Raw genomic sequence first — 23442 nt, forward strand, 5'->3', positions numbered from 1 at the left:
GGACTTGCCATAGGGGGTGGCTATAAACGTAATATTTTCAACAAAAAGCGATAATTATAGGTGAAAAAAGCTATAATAACTAAGTAATTAATTGGAGGTTATATGCAGATTCTTGTGTTGCTTGCAGATGGATTTGAAGAAACGGAATTCGTGGTTCCTGTAGATTTGTGGCGTCGTGCTGGCTTTAAGGTGACAATTGCATCCGTTTCGGGGGCTGACATCGTTGATGGTCTTCATGGACTTAAAATTCAGGCCGATGTGGCGTTGAGCAAACTTGAACCGACCGACTTTGATGCCGTTTTCTTGCCGGGTGGCGGTGTTGGCGTGCGGAATCTCAAGGCAAGTGCCGCTGTTGAAAATACCGTTTGCAGCTTAAATGACGATAACAAGTGGGTCCTTGCTATTTGTGCTGCTCCGACCATTTTGAGCAAAGCTCGAATCCTCGTAGACCGCAAGGCAACTTGCTATCCAGGATGTGAAGCTGAACTTGTATGTCGTGAATTCTCTGAGGAACGCGTGGTTGTTGACGGAAACATCATTACGAGCCGTGGCCCGGGTACGGCCGAAGAATTTGCTCTAAAGTGCATTGCTGTAATTGGTAGCACCGATTTGTACGAACAAATCAGAAAGCAAATTGTTGCTCGCTAGGTTGTTTGTACCATAATTATAGACTTTGTTGTTATTCGAAATCCCCTACAGTTCTGTGGGGGATTTTCATATATGGTTAATATTTTGTTTATTCGTTGAGGTGTTCGTCTGTTTATAAGGACAATGTTTGTTTGAGATAATATTTTTTTATTAAAAATAGGGTTCACATGACACTTTGTATTGTAAAAAATGCTATATATAAAGTACTCCATATACACCAATAAGGGTCGGAAACTAAAATTTCCGGCCCTTTCCTTTTTTTTGAATAAAAAGTCAACAGTTTTGAGGTGATTTAGGGGTAAGTTTTTCGATTTGATTGTTGAATTGGAACTAAAGGTTCCGGTCTACAATTCGATTTTCGCCAATAAACACAAAAAACGCGTTGCATTGGTTGTTGCAGCGCGCTTTTGATAGTTTCTATGCACTTTGGCTATAGTTTATAAAGGCTAATGGTCATTAGCCTACGCTATGTTCGAGTTTTAAAGTCAACAGTTGGCGGGCCTCTGTGGCGAACTCGCCAGGGAGTTCCTTGAACACATCTTTGCAGAATCCGCCCACCATCGCTTGGATGGCGTCTTCGCGCTTGATGCCGCGGCTCTCGAAGTAGAACAGCTGGTCTTCGCTGATGCGGCTGGTCGTAGCTTCGTGCTCGGTCTGGGCGCTTGCGTTTGCGACGGTGATGTAGGGGAACGTGTGGGCGGCGCTCTTGGTACCGACAAGCATGCTGTCGCACTGGGTGTAGTTGCGGGCGCCTGTAGCGGACTTGCGGATGCTCACTTCGCCGCGGTAGGCGTTGCTGGAGCAATCGGCGCTGATGCCCTTAGAAATAATCGTGCTCTTGGTGTTCTTGCCGATGTGGATCATCTTCGTGCCGGTGTCTGCCTGCATGTGGCCGTTCGTGAGGGCCACGCTGTAGAATTCACCGACGGAATTGTCGCCTTGCAAGATGCAGCTCGGGTACTTCCACGTGATGGCAGAACCCGTTTCGACTTGGGTCCAGCTGATGCGGCTGTTTTTGCCGGCACACTTGCCGCGCTTTGTAACAAAGTTATAGACACCGCCGGCTCCCGTCTCGCGGTCGCCCGCGTACCAGTTCTGCACGGTAGAATATTTGATTTTGGCGTTTTCTTTGGCCACGAGTTCCACAATGGCGCTATGGAGTTGCTTGCTCGAAAATTCCGGAGCGGTACAGCCTTCGAGGTAGCTCACGCTCGCGTCGTCATCGGCGATAATCAGCGTGCGTTCGAACTGGCCTGCTTCCTTGTTGTTGATGCGGAAGTAGGTGGAAAGGTCCATTGGGCACTTGACTCCAGGCGGAATGTAGACGAAGCTTCCGTCGCCAAAGACTGCGCTGTTGAGAGCTGCAAAGTAGTTGTCGCCAGCGGGGACCACGCTACCTAGATATTCCTCGATGAGTTCCGGGTATTCCTTGATGGCGTCGCTGATGGAGCAGAAGATGATGCCCATTTCCATGAGCTTCTTCTTGTGGCTTGTGTAAATGCTGACGGAATCGAACACGGCATCGACGGCAACGTTTGCAAGACGCTTCTGTTCGTCGAGCGGGATGCCGAGCTTTTCAAAAGTCGCCAAGAGTTCCGGATCGACATCTTCGATCTTTTCGTGGCTCTTCTTGGTCTTCGGTGCGGAGTAATAGACGATGTCCTGCAAATCGACAGGATTGAAGTGGAGCTCGCCCCAGTTGGGCTGTTCCATCGTCTTGAGCTTTTCGTAAGCCTTCAAGCGGAAATCGAGCATGAACTGCGGTTCGCCACGGAGCGCTGACGCCCTGCGGATGATATCCTCGTTAAGACCTTTTTCGAAGGCTTCGTTTTCAATATCAGTGACAAATCCGTATTTGTAATTTTCGCTCATCTTTAACCCGCTTTAAACGAGTGCAAAGATAGTAAAATGTGGGAGCAGTTCAAAATGTGATAACGCTATTTCCATATTAACCTATAAATAATGTAGGCTAGTCGTAGCGATTATATGTTGATTGAATCAATAGAATAAAAAACGGTATATAGCGAGAAGATTTGTTTTTATAAAGGATTGAAATTCAGTGTTGGAAGAATGGAAGCGTCGGCCAAGGATGGGGAGGGTGCAGGGAGGGGCCCGTGCGGCCTTCGCAACTCTGAGCTGGGGCCCCGCCCGCATAATGCGGGTCTAAGGGTTTACCCTTTCTTAATCACTTCTACGGTGAGCTTGTTGAACGCAATCTTGCCGCCTTCGCGGAGTTCTAGTGCTGCCCTGAACGTTGTGTCATTTTTCTTGAACGGTTCAAGGATGGGTGTGGATTTGTTCTTTAAAAGCGTTTCGACTTCTTCGTCTTTGAATTCACGCTGGAAGAACGTCTTGGGAATCCCGTAATTGCAGGCGGGGTTCATGCACACGTATGCCGCAAGCGTTTGCACTTCGCCGTTTGGCGTTTGCGTGGTCGTGCCGCTACGGAATCGCAGCTGGTCGCCGCAACAAGGGCAGGGGAGGTCTCTATGGACAAATTCAAAATTCGTGCGACCGTCTTCGCCGAGCTTTAAGTAGGCATCGAATTCAGTCCCTTTCTTGCTCTTGAATCCGGTTAAAAGTTCGGTCTTGCCGCCGGTGAGGAGAGCCTTGATGTCTGCTACGCGGAGCTTTTTGCCCGCAACGGATTTGAACAAGGTGAAGTTACAAGCGGGGCAGAAAATGGCGTTCTTGTTTTCTTCGAGTTTCTTTTTGCAGAGCGGACAGTTGAACTTAGTTTCGGTGCCGTGGAAATGTCCATCGTTTTCGAAAGCGAATGTCGTCTTGAAATCCTTGTCCCAGACGACTTTGGCGTTGAAAGTCGTGCCTTTCTTGGTCAAGAATCCGCTGATGATTTCGGTTGTACCATTGCTGAAAAGTTCTGCAATTTCCGTATCGCTCATGACGTGCCCGGCAATCGTTTTGTAGAAAACGAAGTCGCAAGTCGGGGCTGTGTCCGGCGTAAGCGTCGGGTCGCCATTTTCGTTATTCGATGTGGTGATGTCGCTCCCTTCGCAGATGAGGCGGTTCCCGGAATCCAAAAGCGTCTTGCCGCACTTGGGACACTTGTAATTGGTCGGCGTTTTGGCGCGGGCGTCATCGGAAAATTCAAAGCCGATGTTGCCGTCATCGCCTAATGTGAGCGTGGCGCTGAATGTTGTTCCTTTTTTGCTCTTGAATCCGCTGAGCAAATCGGACTTGCCTGTTTTGAGGAGTGTCGCCATTTCGGCGTGGCTCAGTGTGCGGCCTGCAATGGTGTGGCCCGCCTTGAAACCGCATTCTTCGTTTTTGCAGACATAGCCCCACGGCGCAATTTCGAGTGGGCTAGAACATTTCGGGCAGGGAATCGCATCAGTGACGGTTTCTCGTTCAAACTGGCTGCCGTATTTTTGACGCAGATGTTCGAAGAGTTCCTTGACGTAATTCACGATGCCGTCGCGGAATTCTATTGGCGTGAGTTTGCCTTTTTCGACTTGCGAAAGCTTGAATTCCCATTCGCCAGTCATTTCGGGCGATTTGACTTTCTCGTCCATAAGCGCGATGACTTCGCGTCCGCGCTGGGTGCTGACAAGGTAATTCTTTTGCGCTTCGATGAATCCGCGCTTTTTGAGCGTCTCGATGATGCCTGCTTGCGTGGCTGGCGTTCCGAGACCGCGTTCTTTCATGGCTTCGGCAAGTTCTTCGTTTTCGATTTGCTTGCCAGCCGTTTTCATTGCGGCGAGGAGTGTTGCTTCGGTGAAGTACTTGGGCTTGCTCTTCTTTTTCTTTTGCAGTTCCAAGCTGTCAAATGGCGCATGGTCCCCAAGATTCCATTCCGGGAATGTCTCGACGATATTCGTGATATCATCGCCATCGCCTTTGCCTTCGGCATCTGCTCCCTTCGCTTCACTTGTCATGCCGGACTCTGTTCCGGCATCGCCTTTTTTCTTTTTCGACGGTTTCTTCTTTTCTTCCTTGACCAGTGCGCGGAATCCCAAATCTTCATTCCGCTTGAGCTTTAAACGGAACAGTTCTGGCGAGACTCTCGCCTCAGCTGTCATTCCGGCCTCAGTGCCGGAATCGCCTTTCTCGTTGCCAGCCTCTAACAGCACCTCCATTTCACTCCAGACATACGGCTTGAGCCATGCCTGCACAAAGCGTTCCTTTGCGAGCTTGTAGATGTTCTCTTCCATTTCAGGGAGATTTTGCGGCTCTTCCCCCGTAGGGATGATGGCAAAGTGGTCCGTGACTTTACTAGAGTTGATGAAGACAAAGTTTTCGTTGCCGCTACGCATGACGGATTTTTCTTGCGGTGTGGCTAGTCTTTGTGCAAGAGCGTAAGCTTCTTGCTGCATCGTGTCTGGCAGATATTGCGAGTCTGTACGCGGGTAGGTGAGCAACTTCTTTTCGTACAAGTTTTGTGCGCAATCCAGAACTTGTTGGGCGCTGTATTTAAAACGCTTGTTGCCCTCTTTTTGCAGTTCCGTCAAGTCGAACGGTTTTTGCGGGAACTGCTTTTTCTGCTGGATGTCGATCTTTGCAATCGTCGCTTCTTCCGGTGGTGAGCATTTGTCTATAACTGCTTGCGCCGGCTCTTCTTTCTCGAAAATCGCAACTTTGAGATTGCTTTGCTTGTCCGATGGGGCTGATTTGTCATTGCGAGGGGGCGTGTCCCCCGAAGCAATCTCTTGCATTGTCATTCCGGCCTCCGAGCCGGAATCGCCTTTTACTTCTTTCTTTTCATATCTTACATACTGCGCCTGGAACCCTTTCCACGTTCCTACAACGCTGTAATAAAACAGTTCCTTGAACTGCTCGACAATCGCATCGCGTTCCACGACTAGGTTGAGCGTCGGTGTCTGCACGCGCCCCACAGAAATCATCTTTCCGCGCCCGGCAGTGAGCGTGTATGCACGAGTTGCATTCAGCCCGACCATCCAGTCGGCACGCTGGCGGAGCCTTGCCGCATAGCTCAAGTTCAAACGCTCTGTAGCGTCTTCCAGATTCTTCCAAGCCTTGTCCAAATCTTTCGCCACATAGCTGTTCACCCACAAGCGCTTGATCTGCTTTTTGCGAAAGTCCGGCGTGTAGTCGAGAATCAAGTCGAAAATCAAATTACCTTCACGGCCCGCGTCCGCGCCGTTCACAAGCACGTCTGCCTTCGACATCATGTCGCGCACCACAGCAAGCTGCTTTCGCGTGCTCTCGATTTCCATCAACTTGAATTTTTCGGGCAAAAGCGGCAAGTTCGAAAGTCGCCAACCGCCCTCGAAACCGGGATAGGCGTCCAGCGGAGCAAGCGTAATCAAGTGACCCACGCACCACGTGATGCAATGGTTCTTGCCGATCAGGCATCCGTCGCCTTGTGTAAACTTTTCACCCTCAATACGCTCCAACATTGGCTTGTAATGCTGATTGGCAACAGAAGGTTTTTCGGCGACGAGTAAAATCATAATTGCCGAAAAGATATAAAATTTTTGAGTTTTTAGGGATTTTAGTCTATTTACTTACTAGATGCTTTATATCACCATTTTCACGCCGTTTCTCAATAACCAATCCTTAGCCATTTCAAAATCTGGGATGATAAATCCTACTGTCTGCCAAAAATCGTTGTTGTGCCTATGGTATTTTAAGTGCACTAATTCATGCACCAAAATATAGTCGAATACAAATTGAGGCGCCATTACGCAGTTCCAATTAATATTGACATTACCACTCGGTGTGCAAGATCCCCATCTCGTAGACATTTGTCTTACTCCGATTTTTTGTGGCTGAACAGGAATCTTGTTTTTGTAAACTTCAAACCGCTCTGTTAAAAACTTTCTGCATTCGGATTTATAGAATTTCTCAAAAGCAGCGTGAGGGTCTTTTACACTTGAATTCATAAGAAACGAATCATCTACAAATTCAACTTCTGCAGAGGCTTTGTCTTTATAAATCAAAGCATAATTCTGCCCTTTAAACATAAATGTCTGTCCATTTACAAATGGATGGGTTTCTTTACCATCATTTGCAATATGCCAAAGTGTTTGATTCTTGATAATTGAATATTCTTTTGAATCAAGAATTTCAATTATCAAGTTTTCATTCATATTTTCGGGCACAAGAACGGAAATAGAACCATCTCGTTCTATCATTATTGAAGCAGTTTTTTTTCTTTTTGAGCGAACTACTGCTACTTGCTGGCCTTTCCAGTTCAATTTGCTACCTTGGTTTTAACAAATTTTAGAAGTTCATTGTAGTTACTCTTACAAAGATTCTGGAATTGTAATGAAATTTCTTTGTTTTGGTCTTTAAGTTCCTTAAATCCGCTCATACGCAGCTCCTTAGCCATTGCATCCTGCAATTTTTGGGTTTCTGCGGGCTTTTTCCATAGATGGTCGATTTTTATATACTCACATACTTTAGGCCAAATATTTTCTATAACAAGTTTTGCGAGTTTATCATCTATTTCTTTATTCTTTTCCGCTTCAGGAACAAAACTAGTCAGAATGTTATGGAATGCGGGTTGTACAGATTTAAAACGGGTGTCCTTTTTTTCTCCAGAAGCTAATTCTTTTTGGAGCTCTTCAAATTCAGAAATTTGGGCTTCCCAGTTGTCTTTGTATGTTTGAAGAATACTGTTAATACTCGTATTAAACTTTTGATAAAGTCCCGGATCCTTTGAACCGAGGATTACTTTAATATGATATCGTAAAGCGTATTCGATAGCTGAAGCTTGCGACTTTTGATTTTTGTAGTCACTCTTTATTTTAACAAAGTCGTCACTCATAATTTCCATCTGAGAAAATTTGGTGTCAACTCCTGTACTTTTCACGTATTTATCAATCAACTGACGAACTTTACGGCTTGCAAATTTCAAGTCCATTGTTTTATCATGGAAGAAATAGCCGATACGATAAACAAGGTATCCAAGGCGTTTTGCTCGAATCCAATGAGCCTGCTGAACATCAACTTCGGAGAACAATAAATCAATTTGACTTAAATATCTTCCCAAAAGTGTATCAAACTTTGCTCGATATTCCACCTTTTTCATGGCCTCAAGAACTTCATTCACGAATTTAGTATCGTCTTCTGAGGACAAAGTCTGGTCAAAATATCCAGTTGCATTTGCAATTTTTAAAGTATCAGAAAAAAACTGAATTAACGCATTGTAGCGAAGTTCAAGCTCTGGCTTTTCCTTTGCAATATTTGAGAAGTATTTATCAAAATCATCAAGTTCGAGTTTTGCTTCTTCCTTATCTTGGTCTGTATAAATTCCAAGTGCTTTTTGTAGGTTTTTAAGGACACCAAAGTAATCAACCACAATACCATGGTCTTTATGCTTTTTCGTTCTGTTTACACGGGCTATCGCTTGCATGAGATTCTGTTCTCGTAGATTTTTATCAAGATACATAACCTGCAAGATAGGTGCATCAAAACCTGTTAGCAAACGGTCACAAACACAGAGAATGCCAATGTTTGAGTCTTCTTTACCTATTTCGTCCGAATAATTTTTACAGAACGATTCCAAAACGCCCTTTGAACACCCTTCCTTGTATTCTTTAAGGATATAAGCTTCTGCATTATTTCCAGGACTTGAAATAACCGTTTTTACCTGAAGCTTGTTCAATCTGTTGATGACGTATTCATCCTGTTCGTCTATAGGTTTAGCCTGTTCAATTTCCAATTGCTTTGTGATAAGTTTACGAAGTTGAACACTGTAGCGACAGGCTGCGGTGATGCTTGAACTTACGACCATTGCCTTGAAGCCATTTGGAAGAACTTCTGTAACGTAATGCGCGAATAAATCTTCACTGATTCGTTTTACTCGATCGTTACTTTCAAGATAGGCTTCCATTCCACCATATCGTTTCATGATTTCAAGTCGTTCTTTTTCGGTACGAGCATTGAATATTTCTTCAAAAGCCTGAGCAAAGCCTTCGCTGTCATCAAGATCAGAAGTGACAACTTTGCCAATGTATTTGATATCTACTGTTTCATGATCGCTTACAGCGTCATTCATTTTGTAAGTGTCGATGTACCGTTCATCAGGTTGTCCAAAACGCTGACTTGTAGAAAGCCTGTCCGTTTTTTTCATTAACGGCGTGCCAGTAAAACCAATACGGCTAGCATTAGGGAATGCCTGGAACAAGGCTGCATTCATATCACCACCTTGCGTACGATGAGCCTCGTCGATGAGAATAAGTATCTTGTCACTTGAATTTATGAGTTCCAGTTTTTCATAAACGGGAACTAAATCGTGCTTTGCAAGGTACTCCGGTGTATATTGCTGATTGTCTCCAAATTTATGAATCATGACCAGATTTAGGTCTGGCGTGTTATCGGCCAAATCGGCAAGAATTGGATAATTATCGTTTGCACCTCTAGATTTTGTTGCAATCGGTTTTTCAGGAGCTTCGCCTGTAAGTTTGGCATTTGCTAAAAGTTGGCCTTCCAAATCAAGGCGGTCAACAACCATAAGAATTTTGAATCCTTTGAGTTCAAAGGTTGAGCGCATCTTTTTTACAAGGAAAACCATTGTAAGACTTTTTCCAGAACCCTGTGTATGCCAGATAACGCCACTTCGCTCTTGCCATGTCTTACCAGCTTTCAATCGTTCAATCATCTTTCCTGTTGCACGATATTGGTTGTAACGGGCAAGAACCTTTATCTTGTTCCCGGCTTTTAAAGTCATGAAGAGTGTAAAGTTCTGAAGCAAGTCAATTAAGATTTCCTTATTGAACATGCCACGGATTATTACTTCTTGGCGAACGCTTTGTTCGTCATCGCCGATATCTATGGTTCTGTATTCTTCTGGGAAAATGTCTCGCCAGTTATAGTAAAAATCGAAGTCAGAAGAGATAGTTCCAAATCGAGCTTCTTTACCATGTGTAATTACACTAAAAAGATTCGGATAGTAAAGCTGTTCTTTTCCCTCTACTTCAGCGTATTCATCTTCTTCGTCATTTCTAAGATTTGCATATCGCTGAATCTGGTCAAATGCTTCGCTCATTGGTTCCGCGACATCTTCGTCTTTACATTCAATTACGATCCAAGGGAGTCCATTGACAAAGCAGACGATGTCAGGAATAATGAACGGTTTTGCAGTTCCTGGTGTATTGATTCTAAATTGGTTGATTGCGGTAAAGTCATTCTTCTCATAGTCTTTACCAAAGGCGACTAGTTGAACTGTAGGATTTTCTTCTCCTGTTGCTTCGTTTTTCCCTTCAAGGGGTATACCTTTGCGAAGCATTGTGAAGGTAGATTCGTTGACTTCCAAAAGCTTTCCATGCTGGGTTATGATTTTGTCCCAACACTGTTCAACCTGTTCGTCAGTAATCCAATTATTCAGGTCTTTTACTTTTTCTGAGAAGACGGATTTTAAAGCCCAATCATTGAAATTAGTTCGGAGTGATACAGTGGGGTCTTGAGGAATGCCGTTATTGCCATGGTCAATAACTCTCCAGCCAATTTCTCTTAGTTTTTCTAAAAACGGTTTTTCGACGCTTAAATACTCTGACATACATTACTCCTCTGTTTCATCAATAATTACCGCATCTTTTGGCGGAGTCAAAAGACGTGCCATAAGTCCTGTTTTAATGTTTTTGTATTTTTCGAGAATAGCATCTTCCTTTTGGATTGCTAAATCTATGGATGATAGACGTTTTGCGATTTCGTCTTGTTCTAATTTATCCTTTGGAAAAGACACTTTTATTTTCTTAAAATTATCTGTATATAATCTCTTTATTGTTGAACCTTCTAGATTCCAAGTTATAGTTTTATAAAGATAATACAAATAATTATTTAAAATTCTTCTCTCATCGTGAGCCAACCACATTATATTCGAATCTTGAAAATAAGCAGGTTTACCGTCAAAAATAACAGTTCTGCCGATTGTCCCAGATGCAGAAATGAGAATATCTCCTTTATTTGGATAAGAAAAGAGATTCCTATATGATTCATATAATGTTTTAGAAATATATGCGTCAGGATTAGCTCCAAAAGTCCCAATTTTATAAAAAGGAATTTCTCCTTCATCTGTCGTTTCGTATTGAAAAACTCGTTTGCACATTGCCAATGAGCCGATATCTCCAAAGTCACTTATATCCCAATCTTTCGGAATAATTCCTAATTCACTTTCTTTATAAAGCTCTGGTGCTTCTTTGTAGGATGGGCGTAGTTTTCCGTCTTTTGTGAGACCGCGGGTAAACAAATCCAGCATCATGCCTTGCTTTATGGCTTTGTGTTTGTCAATCGTCTTTTGTGTGTTTTGAATTACAGTGTCGCAGGTTGAGAGAATGTCGGCGATGTGTTTTTGTTCTTCTATATCTTTGGGTGAAATAACTGGGAATTTTATTAAGACATTCTGATTAAGGTGTTTAATGGTACCACCTGTTGATTTTATTGTAGCATAATTCATTAATGCCGGTGATTTCAACAGATGAAATAAATATTTTTTTTCTGTTTGCTCATCTTTGACAACAACATTAAAAACACCCGCATTTAATGTTGCTGGCTTATTTAATTTATCAATGTATGCAACTTTACCTAAAGTTCCATCTTTAGTTATAAGAATGCTTCCTATTTGCAGTTGAATATTCGCATCCTGATTGAATCTCTTCTTTTCAACATAATGACATGTATCAAAATTTACATGTCCATCTTCAAAATCAGTTCCTGTTATTAAATAGTAATCACCTGAATCAAGAAATTCTGTTGTTCTAAGGTTTTGCCATCCAATACGTGCGTGCAATGAGGCTATTGTTCCTAATTTTCTTATTTTCCAAACACTAGCACTCATATCCCAATTCCTTCATAAATGAATCGAGCTCGGCAACAGCCTTGTCTCTTTTGCTAATCATTGTTCCGAGAGTAACGGTGTATTTGTCGTAAATACCTTCAATGAGGTGCTGAAGTTTGCGGATATGAGAATCAAGATATTCATTGATTGTGTCCGAAAGACGCTTATAACCAATAGAAAGAATCAGTTCTTTTGCGTTCTCTGCACTAATCTTTTCTCGGGCGTTTTGGGCGATTTCAGCAAGGTTCTTTTCTATTGCATTAATGTCTTTTGTAAGCTGCTTTTGTTCTGCATCAAGTTCATCATTATGCTTTAGCCTTGTATCAATAGCATCAATCTGGCTTTTTAATTCTATTATTTTATCATTGTTCGATGAAATAAGTTTTTTAATAGTTTCAATTTCTGACAGGACCTTTGTTGCTTCTGCTTCAGACTTAGTTATCTTTATTGCGTCTAAAGACAACGTTTCTCTTTTTTTATGCTCATCAATATCTGCGATAATTTTATTCAACTTATCAATTTCAATCTTACTTGAATCTGATTTGTCTTTTTTGAGTTGTTTAATCTTATTGTTCAGTTCTTTTTTGTATTCTTTATTATCGGAATCTACATTTTTCTTATAGGCTTTAAGAATTCCTTCTTTATTCTTAACTTCTTTAGAAAGAGAATCTAACTGCATTTTTAAATTACATTTAGAATCCTTGTATTCTTTGGCGATTTTCTTAGGGAATACATCATATGTATCTTCGTCAAATTCTTCGTCACACTCGTCGTCATCGAACTTGGCGACTTCTTCAAACTTTTCGATTATTTCGTCACGACGGGCCTTCTTTTCTTTTAATTGTTCAAGAATATCGCCTGCCTGGCTCTGAAGAATTACTTCATCTGGAATTAATGTTGCATTCCATCCGCTTGCCGCTATGGATTTAAAATCAGATTTTAAGTCTTCGATATACTGGGCAAATGCTCCTCGGCTCTGATATTCATCGAGTACAGGATTGTTTTTGGCAGATAGATATTCACTGAACAACGATGAGAGCGTTTTTTGCAAATCGTAAACGTCCTTTGTTTCAGGAAGTTTGCTGATTTCTTTGCAAGCAGATTTCCAAAAATTTTTAAGGATTGCATCGTATTCGGCTCTTGTGTTTTTATAGCCTATATAATTGAATAGTTTTGTTTTAATATCATCCCTAGTCGAAATGTCTCCTGCAAAATTCATATAGGACTCTTCGCCGTGCTCAGAATGATTTGCTTCGAAAATCACTTCCTCAATATTTCCATAGCAATTCGTAAGTGTGCCTAACTCTTCAATTTCTTTTGCTGGAACACCTCCATGCAAATGAGCATAAACATCCTGATTCTCTGCAGGAGGAGTATTATCTATATAACGGCGAATGTTGCAATTGTAGTTCTCTTTTTCAAGTTCTTCTTTTGAAACAAAGCGACTGTATTTTTCAATTTCGCACTTGTTCAAATAGACGTAACTGATTTTTTCTACATCTTCGGGACGAAGAACATTCTGATTTTTGCCTTCCTTATATTCTCGATCCGCATTTATGAAGAATACCCCATTACGTCCAGATGCACCCTTTTTATTGATAATAAGAATGCAAGCTGGAATTCCGGTTCCATAGAAAAGCCCTTCTGGAAGGCCGATAATACATTCAAGCAGGCCTTCGTTAATAAGGTGAGTGCGATAACGCATTTCTTCGCCACCACGGAATAAAACTCCATGAGGCATGACTACCGCCATCCGTCCATCGTCTTTAAGGATTGCAACCATGTGCTGGACAAACATAAAGTCCGCCTGCTTTTTGGTATTCATCCAAAAAGAAGAGAAACGTTCTGTGAATTCCATGTCCTTTTTGGTGTAGTTCTGGCTGAACGGCGGATTTGCTACAACGATATCAAACTTTTCAAGTTCACCATTTATAACGTGCTTTGGATGCAAAAGCGTATCGCCAAGCTGAATGTTGGCGTCAGTAATGCCATGGAATAGCATGTTCATCTTGCACATCTTGTATGTGCCATCGATTACTTCCTGTCCGCAAATATGAAGATTTTTGGCAGAGCCATAGCGCGCTTCCACAAAATTCTTCATATTGATAAGAAGTCCACCGGAACCAACCGTCGGGTCGCAAATAGAAGCGTTTTGGGCAGGCTGCAAAATCTTTCCCATCAGCTCCACGACAGGGGCCGGTGTATAAAACTCGCCGCCTTTTTTACCAGCACTTTCGGCAAAAAACTTCAAAAGGTATTCATAGGCCGCACCTAGCAAATCAGGAAACTCAAAATTATCCTCAGTAAACGTATACTTATTGAAGTCCTTAATCATGTTAGAAAGAAGTTCATCCGAAAGAATGCGTTCTCCCTTGCCATTAAGTTTGTTAAAGTTGATAGACTTTAATACACCGTCCAAAGTTTTAGTATTTGCCAATTCGAGTTGCCTTAAAGCACGCGTCAATGCTGCACCTATATTTTCTGTGCAGACAAGAAGACCTCTCCATTCAAGTAGATTCTCGCACTCGCGAATTTTCTCTTTCGCCTCTTTTATTTCTGCCGAATTTTTTGTTGGATCATTTACAATTTGTTGCGCTTTTTCACGTTCATTTAATACATTATTGGTGTATTGTACTGGCATTATTTCAATATTCCATCTAGCTTCTACAGGAACATAGAAACTATAAATGTCAGTATTGTTTTCTTCGATTTCCGAAGCAATTGAAATGTCGGGTAAGTCCTTGTAATCGGAACGCAGCTTTTCTGCATATGCCTTTTGTTGAATTGCAAAATTATCATTTGCCCATTTTATAAAAATCATCGCAATGATGTAGTCTTTATATTCTGCCGCATCCATACTTGTGCGGAGTGCGTCACATTGCTGTTTAAGAAAGGTCTCTAATGCAGAAAGTGAAAGTTTCAATTTTTGGTTCTCCAAAATTAATTTTAGGGCTGTCCTAAAGTATATAAAACTGCGCTGTTTGTGCCAACCAATACTCTACGGAAAGGCTTGAAAAAAATCCATAGTTTTTATGCTAGCTATAGTTTGCAATCTTTCAATTTTTGCAAACGGTAGATTGCAAAATTTGCAAACTTTCACTTTTTCAAAAATATTTGATGTATTTTGTTTGCCCTAAACCAAATAGGGGAATGATTATGAATCGCAATGAATTTTTCGCCATGGTAAAAGACGTCCATGAGCATCCTGAACATTTGGCAGAATATCGCAAAACGTATAGGAACGTTTATCCTTTTAGCGACGGCATTTTCAAAATGCTTATAGCGAACGAGGCAAAACCCGAACGTACAGTAAAATTTTTGAATGCTATGCTTGAACTTACAGGAGGAAACGCCATCAAATCGTTTACTTTAGGTGTTCAAGAAAATCCTGGTGTTCTAAACGATAAAACAGCCATTTTTGACATATACGGCACTACGGAAGCAGGCGCACCCATCCTTATCGAAGTTCAGCAGAATTACAATAAATTTTTCGTTGATCGTCTTATTTATTACACATCTCGGGTTTTTACCCGCACCGTTAAAAAATCGCAAACCTACAAATTGCCACACATTTATGTGCTCTCAATCTTGACCGAAAACCAATTTCCTCTAGAAAGAAACACCTATCTTCATCACTCACAACTCGTACGCAATCGGCGTCACTTTTATGACAAGTTGGATGTCTATTTGATAGAACTCGAAAAGTTTTTCGCAATAGAAGATAGAACACCCCTAGAAGTTCGAGAACAGTCTACCCGAGCTGATATGTTACGCATTTTCCGCGATGTCCTTGAAGAAAAAGATATTCCCGAAGAAAAGTTAAAAAGCCTACTTGACAAGGATTTCATCAAAGATGTATCTTTGACAGGGTACACCGACGAAATTCTTTTGAACGAGGTTGACGGTATGACAGACTTGCTTTACGAGAGACAAGGGGCCTATGCTCAAGGACATGACGATGCCCATAAAGAAGATGCTCAGTTAATGGTCGATGCCGGAATATTGACCCCAGAGAAAGCGGCTGAACTTTTCAAGGTTCCTAAAAAGGAAATCTTACCAAGAAATCGGTGATTGCTTTTCTTATTAAGTGAAAAATCTAGCCCGACTTAGTCGGGTTTTCTTTTTTTTGCATTCCAATAGAAAGACAAGCATAAAAAAGCAAGAATTTTATTCGAGGCTGCGAAAATGAGCTTTTGACTATGAAGACCAAGATTGCCTTTTGTATATATTGGTTAGATGATGTTATATTGCCATACAACTATTAGAACTGTAAGATAAAAATGAAAAGATTACGACTCGGAGCCGTGCTCCACTTCCTTATAGCCATTGGTCATATTACTTGGCTACAATGTATCTCGTCCCTCATTCCCGCCATTATCGCATTGTGCTACTGGCCTGGAGTTGTGAAAAATTTCTGGAAACTTTTGGCATAAAAAAAGAACTCTCAGAAAAGACTTTTTATTCGGAAATGGACGGCAGAAGCACGAAAAGAATATGGTAAAAGATACTGACAAATGAGAAATAATATATATTTCACTAAAAAGGATTTTGTCTTTAATGAAGTCTAGGGGGGCTTTCATGAAAAATACACTTAAATATTTTTGGGGGGTATTTCTCCTATTTTCTGTTTGTGCATGGAGTAGAGCATCTGACATCCTCATTGTCGTTGACGACGAAATGATAAAAGACAACGAAATCAGGAATGCCATAAACACCTATACAGATGACATTTGGAATACTTATCAAGTAAATGCCTCTGTCATATCTTTCAAATCCCAGAAGAACGGCGGGAAAGCGACCGACCTAAAAAAAATGCTCGTCAGCAAGAAGGATTCCATCACGGGAGCCCTTTTTGTTGGAGATATTCCGCGAGCTCAATTTGAATTTTACCAGAAAACAGAAGAAGGATTCCGATACCAACGTTGGGTAACAGACTTATACTTCATGGATCTTGACGGTGTTTGGAAAGACACGGCCGCCGGAGGCCCCGAAGCCTATGGCGGAAAGTTGTTTGATACCACCACGACAACATTAAACTTTAATGTACGCAACGGTTCTCCGATACCAGGGAAGGTGCCGGCGGATAGTTTTTCAATTGCCTATTCCGGATACCTCAAATCTCCAGTCACCGCACTTTGTTCCCTGCAACTTACTACGGACAACGACAGACGCCTTTGGATTAACGATTCCCTGCTCATTGACGCATGGTTCAACAACTGGGACATTCCCTATTACAGCGCTTTTCAATTCAAGAAAGACAGTCTCTACAAATTCAAACTAAACTATGCAGAAGAATTTGGCGACGCTTATCTTACCCTAAAATGGAAATGCGGGAATAATGCCTCCTATGAACCAATCCCTGATTCCGTTTGGCGTCAAAATGACAAGAGCACACGCGGTCTCAACCAAACCTATTACGGAAATATTTTCATGATAGATTCGCTCCCCGAAGAGGACATAAAGCACCTTTGGATTTCTGGAAAATCCAATGGAGTTTTTGACGGGCACTATTCCAAAAGTGGCGCAGTTTCTGATTCCTTTGAAATATGGGTCTCTCGAATTGACCCCAACACGGCTGGTTTCTACGGTAACCCCAAAATACTTTTATTGAGATATTTCGAGAAAATCCACAACTACTATCTCGGTTTGTTCAAGAAAGCTACGCGTAGTGCCATGTTCCTAACTGAGGAAGGAGGCTTAAACAATCCTCTAGACCAGAAATTCGTTGATGGTTTGAGCCTTCTTTATTCCCCAGACTCCCTTGATAAGTCTATCGCTGACGGGCAGGAATATCTAGACAACATAAAATCAGATAAGTATGATTGGGCCCTTTACGGTGGGCACGGAGGCCAAACTGGCCTTGGAAACGGGCTGGATATAACACAAGTGGAAAGAAACATGTGCGTCTCACCGAGATTTTTCCACTTTGCTTGCTGTGGTCCACTTACCTGCTATGATTTCTACGGCAACGCCAATAGTGCCTCTGTTGGAAGCGAGCATATCTTTAACACGATTAACGGCGGTTTTGTAAGTATCGGTTCGTCCAAAACCAGTGGAAGCGACCAAATGGATGGTTTCATGTATTACGCCTTTGAGCGCAAATTCATTGGCGAATCGTTCCGGGAATGGGTGAACGAAAGGGTGAAAAGAAACCAGTACGGCCATAAGGAAGACCTTTACGATTGGTTCTATGGAGAATCGATTATCGGAGATCCGATGCAAAAATTGGAAGTGCCAGAACAAAAAACGATTCGCATCCACAAAGTCAAAGCACAACAGAAACCACAAAAAAACGGCAAGCTGTACGACCTTTTGGGAAGAATCAAAGGCTTTTTCAACATCCAGTAATCAACGAACCGAAAACCCAAAGATTTTCGGCTCTGTCGGGCTTATCCGTACTTTTGGGGCGAAACAAACAGTTTTGGAGGGGCTTACGAAACGATTTTTTTGCTATGGCTCTGGAATCGCAAAAAAGGCTTGACAAATTTATAAAATAGTGTACATTTGTGTATGCTGTGAAAGAAGACTTTGCAATGAAATTAGAAGGCTTTGGACTTTTTGTCGATGACGTGGCGACTATGACTTTTCTGATGCGTGCAAGGTTGCCTCGGAAAAATTGAAAACCGTCATTCGCCACCCGATTCGTAAAAAGCAGTAGTTTCCAAAATGGAAACAACTACTCCGTGCCCCCTTGCCATTCCCCTCGAAACTTTGTATATTCATGCACATGAGAAAAATCTTGAACCTTCTACTTCTACTTAGCATCGCTACCGAAGCGAGGTTTTAGGGATTTTTCAAAGATTTTCAAACGAATTTCAACCTAAAAGCGCCCGCTTCGAGAACGAAGCGGGTTCTTTTTTATGGCGAAATTCTATTTTTGGAATTGAAAAATTAAAGGAACTTTGCGGTCTTGAAGCCGGCAAGGAGATAAAAATGACTGAAACGAGAAAACCATTCTTCTATGACGTAACACTGCGTGATGGTAACCAGGCTCTTCCGAAGCCCTGGAACAACGCCCAGAAAAAAGATGTTTATCTGTTGCTCTTGAAGCTCGGTGTGCAAGGTGCCGAAGTCGGTTTCCCTGCGTCTAGCGAAATGGATTTTGAATCGGTCATGGAACTTGCAAAGCTCACCGCACAGATGGCGGAAGAAGGCGACGAAACTGCAAAGAACGTCGTGGTTTCTGGCCTCGCTCGCTGCATCGAAAGCGATATCCAGCGCTGCTGGGAAGCTGTCCAGTACGCTCCGCATCCGCGTATCCATACGTTCCTCGCCACAAGCCCCTTGTCCATGGAAAACGTGCTGCACATGACGCCCGAACAGGTCAAGGAAAAGGCTGTGAAGTGCGTTAAGTTTGCAAAGTCGCTCGTCGGCGACAAGGGCGATGTGGAATTCAGCGCCGAACATTTTGGCGACTGCCTCGAAAACATGGATTTTGTGATTGACGTTCTGAAGGCTGTTGTCGAAGCCGGTGCGACAACGATTAACCTGCCGAATACGGTGGAACGCTATCGTCCGAAGCTCTATGTGGATCAGGTCAAGCAGGTTTACGAAGCTCTGCCCAAGAACATCACGATTTCTGTGCACTGCCATAACGACCTCGGCATGGCAACGGCTGCTACCGTTGAAAGTTTCTTTGTCGGTGCCACTCAGCTGGAAGTCGCTTTGAACGGCCTCGGCGAACGTTGCGGCAACACGAACTTCTACGAAGTGGCTATTGGCCTGCATAACTCCGGTGTCGAAACGGGACTGCATCTCGAACGCATTTACGAAACCGCAATTCTCGTGAGCCACTGGAGCGGCGTGCCTATATACATCCGCGCTCCGTTGATCGGTACTGAAGCTATCGTCCATCGCAGTGGCATCCACCAGGATGGCGCATCCAAGACGAAGGACATGAAGAAAGGCGCTTACCGTCCGATTGATTACTCTATCATCGGTCGTAACCAGAACGATACGCTCAGCTTTACAAGCCAGAGCGGTCGCACCGCCGTGTACGAAATCATCACGAAGTTCGGCTACAAGATGACCTTGCAGGAAGCTTCCAAGTTGCAGCCGGTGCTGAAGCGCTTGAGCGAAGCCGAAGGCGAACTCAGTGCCGAACGCGTGCTCGACGTGTTCCGCGAACAGTTCGTCAACGTGAACGGTCGCCTGGTGTTCAACAACATCGAAGTCATTCCGGACGAAAACCGCTTCATTTTCCACTTCAAGAAGGATGGCGAAGCGCTTGTGAAGTCCGTGACTGCCGAAGGTCCGATTGAGGCTGCTTTGATGCTCATGCGTGAAATCGGCATGCCGGTGGAACTCGTGAAGTACCGCCAACTCGTTGTTCCTGAAAAGGACAAGTTGTGGGCCGGTCGTGGCTTAAGCCGCATTGTCTTGAAGGCGAACAACGAAGAAGTCGAAGGTCGCGGTGTTTCGAGTGATACGCTCAAGGCCAACATGCGTGCTCTCTTCGGCGGCGTGAACCTGATTTACAAGAAAGCGTAAACGTCGTTGCACGTCATCGCGAGTGAAGCAGTCCATAGGAGAAAATAATGTTAGAACAACTTAAGACGCCATTCAAAAAAGTCTATGGTAAGGTTCGTTCGCGTGCGGACGGATTTGTGGGGCCTGTTAAGGAATCGGCGTCCAAGTTGTTGGCGCTTTTCCCGAACATCAGGGCTTTTGCCGGTTCCGAAGAGTTGGCGAACAATGGTGACGTTGATGGCGAAAATGTCGAAGGTTCCGAAGAAGTCGCAAAGCCTGGTCTGCGTGCTCGCTTCAAAAATTTCAAAAAATCGCTCAAGGGATTAAGCGACCTTCAAAAGCTTATTCTCTTGACGATTGCTGTCGTGCTCCCGGCAGGCATCTTGATTGCCGTTGCGCTTGCAAGTTTCTTGAAAAAACGTAAGAAGTAGTTTTAAGTTTTTATAGGAATAAAATAGATATGCAACGCATTTGGATAATACTTGCATTTGTTGCGGTGTTCCTTTCAATGGCGTATAACCTTACTTTCCAAAATCAAAAGAACGGAAAGAGATCGGCTGAAGATACTATGGAGCTTATCTTTAAAATTGAAGATAAGATTACGGCCTTTGGTAAAATAAGAGATAGAAAAGCTGCTGAAAAATTGTTGGAAAAAGTTGCGCCCTCAAAAATTATCGAGGAATTTTTTGAGGATAGCCGAGACAGCGTAAAGTACAAGGCCGTTAAAATTGGTGACCAGTGGTGGATGGCTGAAAATCTGAAGTATAAACAGGGGGAGGCCGCCTGCTATAAAAATGATTCTACCATTTGTAAAGAGTACGGTCGCCTCTACTCATGGGACGAGGCTGAAGAAGCGTGCCCTCCGGGTTGGCATTTGCCACAGGTGAGCGAGGTCGAAACGCTTTTGAAAAATGTTGGTGGCGTACAAGATGAAGAAAAAAAGTTTATATGGCATAATGCGGGTTATTTCTTGAAGTCCAAGACGGGATGGCAAGATTATGATGAGGGGGTGAGTGGAAATGGTTTTGATGCATTTGGTTTTTCGGCTCTAGCGGCAGGCAGGTTTGGTGATGATGTCCTTGGCTTCTATTATTTGAATGTTGGAGCCTGTTTTATTGTGTCGCGTAAAAATGCGCCAAATCGTTTCAATATGTTGTCGATGGGCTATGATTCGGGCAATGCGACTTTATTCAGTGATGACGGAAGTTCTAGAAATGGTGGTGGTGTTTTGGGCCATATGGACAAGGATCGATATTCCATCCGTTGCGTGAAAGATTAAACTAAGCTCTCTTTTATTCAAATATATTTTGTATATTATACAAAATAAAGAAGGAGGGTTTATGAATAAACGTATTGCATTCTTTTCACTCGTTTGTATTCTTTTGTCTAGTTTCATCGCTTGCGGTGACGATGCGTCAAATAATTCTGTTGTAACGGAGACTCCCATAGATTTGTCTTCGGTTCCGCAGGCGACACCGTGCAAAACGGATAGTACAGATACATGCGAATACGGAACGTTGACGGATGACCGAGATGGTCAAACCTATAAGACCGTGAAAATTGGTGACCAGTGGTGGATGGCTGAAAACTTGAATCTGGAAACGTCCAATAGTTTCTGTTGGGGCAATAATCCCGAGAAGTGTGAACAATATGGCCGCCTTTATCCATGGTCTGCTGTGATGGATAGTGCTGCCGTGTGGAGCGCCAATGGTGTGAATTGTGGCTATGGCCATGATTGCAATCCGGTATATCCTGTGTCTGGATTGTGCCCGGCGGGTTGGCATTTGCCTACGTTTAATGAATGGCGAACATTGTTTGGTGCGGTAGGTGGTACTCAAAATGCAACTTACTTGTACGATACCGATAATGCGGGAAAAAAGCTCAGGTCTAGTGGTAACTGGCTTTATTTTGCAGGAACGGATTCGTACGGATTTAATGTGGTTCCTGCAGGCTATAAAGGTGATCAGGGCGCTTATTATAATGAGGGCCGTGAAGCGTGTTTTTGGACATCTTCAGAAGAACGGTGGTATCATGCATTTTCTGTGAATTTGAGAGAATTTGAGGATGGTGTTGGTACGGGTCTCTGGAGTAAAGTTTATGGCTCATCCGTCCGCTGTGTGAAAGATTAATGTCATTGCACTACTTGGTGAACTGTTTTCTAAATTTGAGCTATCATGCTTTCTTCACGTTTGCCTAAAGATCTTTCTCCGTCTCCATTTTTTGCTGAATTGGAACGCGCAAAAGCCGATGTGCTTGCTGCGTGCGCGAATTCAGATGCACTTCCGTTTATCGACATGACGGTGAGCTCGCCTGTGAAGGCTGGCTTGCCGGTGGATTTAGATGATGCGGTTGATGAAGGTCGTAAAGCTTTTGGCAACTGGAGTCCAGATGCGGCGGGTTGGAAATCGGCACGCGAGGCGGTGGTGGAGTATTACCGCGAACGTGGTGGCAATTTTACTGCTGGGCAGATAATCCTAACCGCAAGCACGAGCGAAGCTTATTCCGTTTTGTTCAAGACGTTCTGCGATCCGGGCGATGTGATTTTGACGCCGATGCCAGGCTATCCGCTTTTGGATACGCTTGCGCAGCTCGAGCATTTGGAATGTGCTCCGTACTTTTTGAAACTTGTACGGCAACCGGTTAAGGCGAAAAAAAACGTCATTCTGAGCGAAGTGAAGAATCCAGTAAAATCCACCTTCCGTTTTGTCCTGGATTCCGACAGCCTCTTGGCGGCGCCGGAACATGCAAAAATCTTGTTGCTTGTCTCGCCACATAATCCGACTGGTCATTGCATCTCTCGTGAAGAATGGAACGCTGCGGTCAGTTTCTGCGAAGAGAACAACATGATTCTCGTCGTCGACGAAGTATTCGGCGATTATGCTTTCTCGGATAAAGTCTCGCGCACTTGGCAATATGTTTTCGCGCCTTGTCATCCTGAGCGAAACGAAGTGGAGTCGAAGGATCTCTGGGATGCGGGCGGGGGAGACTTTATTAACCTTCCCGAAAACGGTCCGAAGTGCCCGATTTTCTGGCTGAATGGTCTCAGCAAAGCTGTGGGCTCGCCGCAGCTAAAGCTCGGCTGGATGGCTTTCTACGCCCCGCGCGAAAATTTCGAAGAAATTCGCGCGGCTCTCGAGTTCGTCGAAGACGCATACTTGAGCGTTTCTGCACCTGCGCAGGCTCTCGGCATTTCGCTTTTACCCAAGGCTTCTGCTTATGAATCGCGTGTCCGCGAGCGACTCCTAACTAATTGGCAGATGCTTCGCGAAGCGTTCCCGTCCAAGTATTGTCCCGAAGTTCTCGGTGGCTGGTACGCTGTTGTGCGTCTTGGCGAAGATGACGAAGAACTCACGCTTCGCTTGCTTCGAGAAAAGCATGTGCTTGTACAGCCGGGCTTCTTCTTTGATTTTGACGAAGATGGCTGGGTGGTCATTAGCCTGCTGCAAGACCCTGCGGTTTTCAAAGAAGCGATTTCTCGCATTAAACTGTAAATAAAAAGTCCGCGAATTACATCGCGAACTTGATAAAATTGTTTGAGATTGCTTCGAGTGCTGCGCACTCTC

At 43.4% G+C, this 23442-nt stretch carries 14 protein-coding genes; 8 read left to right on the top strand and 6 right to left on the bottom strand.

Annotation, left to right across the window (positions count from 1 at the left end; all coding sequences use genetic code 11):
- Positions 1-102: 102 nt before the first annotated feature.
- Entirely contained in the window at positions 103-648 is a 546-nt protein-coding gene (locus tag BUQ91_RS02380) for a DJ-1 family glyoxalase III (RefSeq protein ID WP_072827339.1), read from the top strand.
- Between the two features lie 456 nt (positions 649-1104).
- Here BUQ91_RS02380 and sufB read toward each other — a convergent pair whose 3' ends face one another.
- The 6 genes from sufB to BUQ91_RS02410 all read right to left on the bottom strand — a co-directional run bounded on the left by sufB (position 1105) and on the right by BUQ91_RS02410 (position 14333).
- Positions 1105-2520, bottom strand: coding sequence for a Fe-S cluster assembly protein SufB (gene sufB / locus BUQ91_RS02385; protein WP_074208012.1), 1416 nt, complete (start codon positions 2518-2520; stop codon positions 1105-1107).
- Positions 2521-2819: 299 nt separating this feature from the next.
- The gene (locus BUQ91_RS02390) at positions 2820-6080 is read right to left on the bottom strand and encodes a type IA DNA topoisomerase (protein ID WP_074208013.1); all 3261 of its coding nucleotides are present in this window, start codon (positions 6078-6080) and stop codon (positions 2820-2822) included.
- Between the two features lie 66 nt (positions 6081-6146).
- Positions 6147-6827 (bottom strand): M48 family metallopeptidase, encoded by a 681-nt coding sequence (locus BUQ91_RS02395; protein WP_074208014.1) that lies wholly within the window; start codon positions 6825-6827, stop codon positions 6147-6149.
- Positions 6824-10132, bottom strand: coding sequence for a type I restriction endonuclease subunit R (locus BUQ91_RS02400; RefSeq protein ID WP_074208015.1), 3309 nt, complete (start codon positions 10130-10132; stop codon positions 6824-6826). Before BUQ91_RS02400 ends, BUQ91_RS02395 begins: the two co-directional genes overlap by 4 nt.
- A 3-nt stretch (positions 10133-10135) precedes the next feature.
- A complete protein-coding gene (locus tag BUQ91_RS02405) occupies positions 10136-11410 on the bottom strand; it encodes a restriction endonuclease subunit S (protein ID WP_074208016.1) in 1275 nt (424 codons plus the stop codon).
- Positions 11400-14333, bottom strand: a complete 2934-nt coding sequence (locus BUQ91_RS02410) for an N-6 DNA methylase (RefSeq protein WP_074208017.1) — start codon at positions 14331-14333, stop codon at positions 11400-11402. Before BUQ91_RS02410 ends, BUQ91_RS02405 begins: the two co-directional genes overlap by 11 nt.
- Positions 14334-14566: 233 nt before the next feature.
- On the opposite strand from BUQ91_RS02410, the gene BUQ91_RS02415 reads away from it, so the two are divergent.
- From BUQ91_RS02415 to BUQ91_RS02445, 7 genes are all read left to right on the top strand, one after another.
- Positions 14567-15481 (top strand): PD-(D/E)XK nuclease family transposase, encoded by a 915-nt coding sequence (locus tag BUQ91_RS02415; RefSeq protein WP_074208018.1) that lies wholly within the window; start codon positions 14567-14569, stop codon positions 15479-15481.
- Between the two features lie 606 nt (positions 15482-16087).
- Positions 16088-17758: a PA14 domain-containing protein gene (locus BUQ91_RS02420; RefSeq protein ID WP_175566587.1), complete on the top strand. Its 1671-nt coding sequence runs from the start codon at positions 16088-16090 to the stop codon at positions 17756-17758.
- A 585-nt stretch (positions 17759-18343) separates the two neighbouring features.
- Positions 18344-19900, top strand: a complete 1557-nt coding sequence (leuA2, locus tag BUQ91_RS02425) for a 2-isopropylmalate synthase LeuA2 (RefSeq protein ID WP_074208020.1) — start codon at positions 18344-18346, stop codon at positions 19898-19900.
- Between the two features lie 47 nt (positions 19901-19947).
- Complete coding sequence (locus BUQ91_RS02430) at positions 19948-20310, top strand: hypothetical protein (protein ID WP_074208021.1); 363 nt, start codon at positions 19948-19950, stop codon at positions 20308-20310.
- A gap of 29 nt (positions 20311-20339) precedes the next feature.
- Positions 20340-21158 (top strand): FISUMP domain-containing protein, encoded by an 819-nt coding sequence (locus BUQ91_RS02435; RefSeq protein WP_074208022.1) that lies wholly within the window; start codon positions 20340-20342, stop codon positions 21156-21158.
- 61 nt (positions 21159-21219) lie between these two features.
- Entirely contained in the window at positions 21220-22008 is a 789-nt protein-coding gene (locus BUQ91_RS02440; protein ID WP_074208023.1) for a fibrobacter succinogenes major paralogous domain-containing protein, read from the top strand.
- A gap of 45 nt (positions 22009-22053) precedes the next feature.
- Entirely contained in the window at positions 22054-23370 is a 1317-nt protein-coding gene (locus BUQ91_RS02445; RefSeq protein ID WP_074208024.1) for a pyridoxal phosphate-dependent aminotransferase, read from the top strand.
- Positions 23371-23442 lie beyond the last annotated feature (72 nt).

The sequence above is a fragment of the Fibrobacter sp. UWB11 genome, from assembly GCF_900143015.1.
Classification (GTDB): domain Bacteria; phylum Fibrobacterota; class Fibrobacteria; order Fibrobacterales; family Fibrobacteraceae; genus Fibrobacter.

Excerpts from the sequence above, each read along its gene's own strand:
- BUQ91_RS02440 (WP_074208023.1), top strand. The coding sequence starts at position 21,220 with ATGAATAAACGTATTGCATTCTTTTCACTCGTTTGTATTCTTTTGTCT.
- BUQ91_RS02415 (WP_074208018.1), top strand. The coding sequence starts at position 14,567 with ATGAATCGCAATGAATTTTTCGCCATGGTAAAAGACGTCCATGAGCAT.
- leuA2 (WP_074208020.1), top strand. The coding sequence starts at position 18,344 with ATGACTGAAACGAGAAAACCATTCTTCTATGACGTAACACTGCGTGAT.
- BUQ91_RS02380 (WP_072827339.1), top strand. The coding sequence starts at position 103 with ATGCAGATTCTTGTGTTGCTTGCAGATGGATTTGAAGAAACGGAATTC.
- sufB (WP_074208012.1), bottom strand. The coding sequence starts at position 2,520 with ATGAGCGAAAATTACAAATACGGATTTGTCACTGATATTGAAAACGAA.
- BUQ91_RS02405 (WP_074208016.1), bottom strand. The coding sequence starts at position 11,410 with ATGAGTGCTAGTGTTTGGAAAATAAGAAAATTAGGAACAATAGCCTCA.
- BUQ91_RS02430 (WP_074208021.1), top strand. The coding sequence starts at position 19,948 with ATGTTAGAACAACTTAAGACGCCATTCAAAAAAGTCTATGGTAAGGTT.
- BUQ91_RS02400 (WP_074208015.1), bottom strand. The coding sequence starts at position 10,132 with ATGTCAGAGTATTTAAGCGTCGAAAAACCGTTTTTAGAAAAACTAAGA.
- BUQ91_RS02445 (WP_074208024.1), top strand. The coding sequence starts at position 22,054 with ATGCTTTCTTCACGTTTGCCTAAAGATCTTTCTCCGTCTCCATTTTTT.
- BUQ91_RS02390 (WP_074208013.1), bottom strand. The coding sequence starts at position 6,080 with ATGATTTTACTCGTCGCCGAAAAACCTTCTGTTGCCAATCAGCATTAC.
- BUQ91_RS02420 (WP_175566587.1), top strand. The coding sequence starts at position 16,088 with ATGATAAAAGACAACGAAATCAGGAATGCCATAAACACCTATACAGAT.
- BUQ91_RS02435 (WP_074208022.1), top strand. The coding sequence starts at position 20,340 with ATGCAACGCATTTGGATAATACTTGCATTTGTTGCGGTGTTCCTTTCA.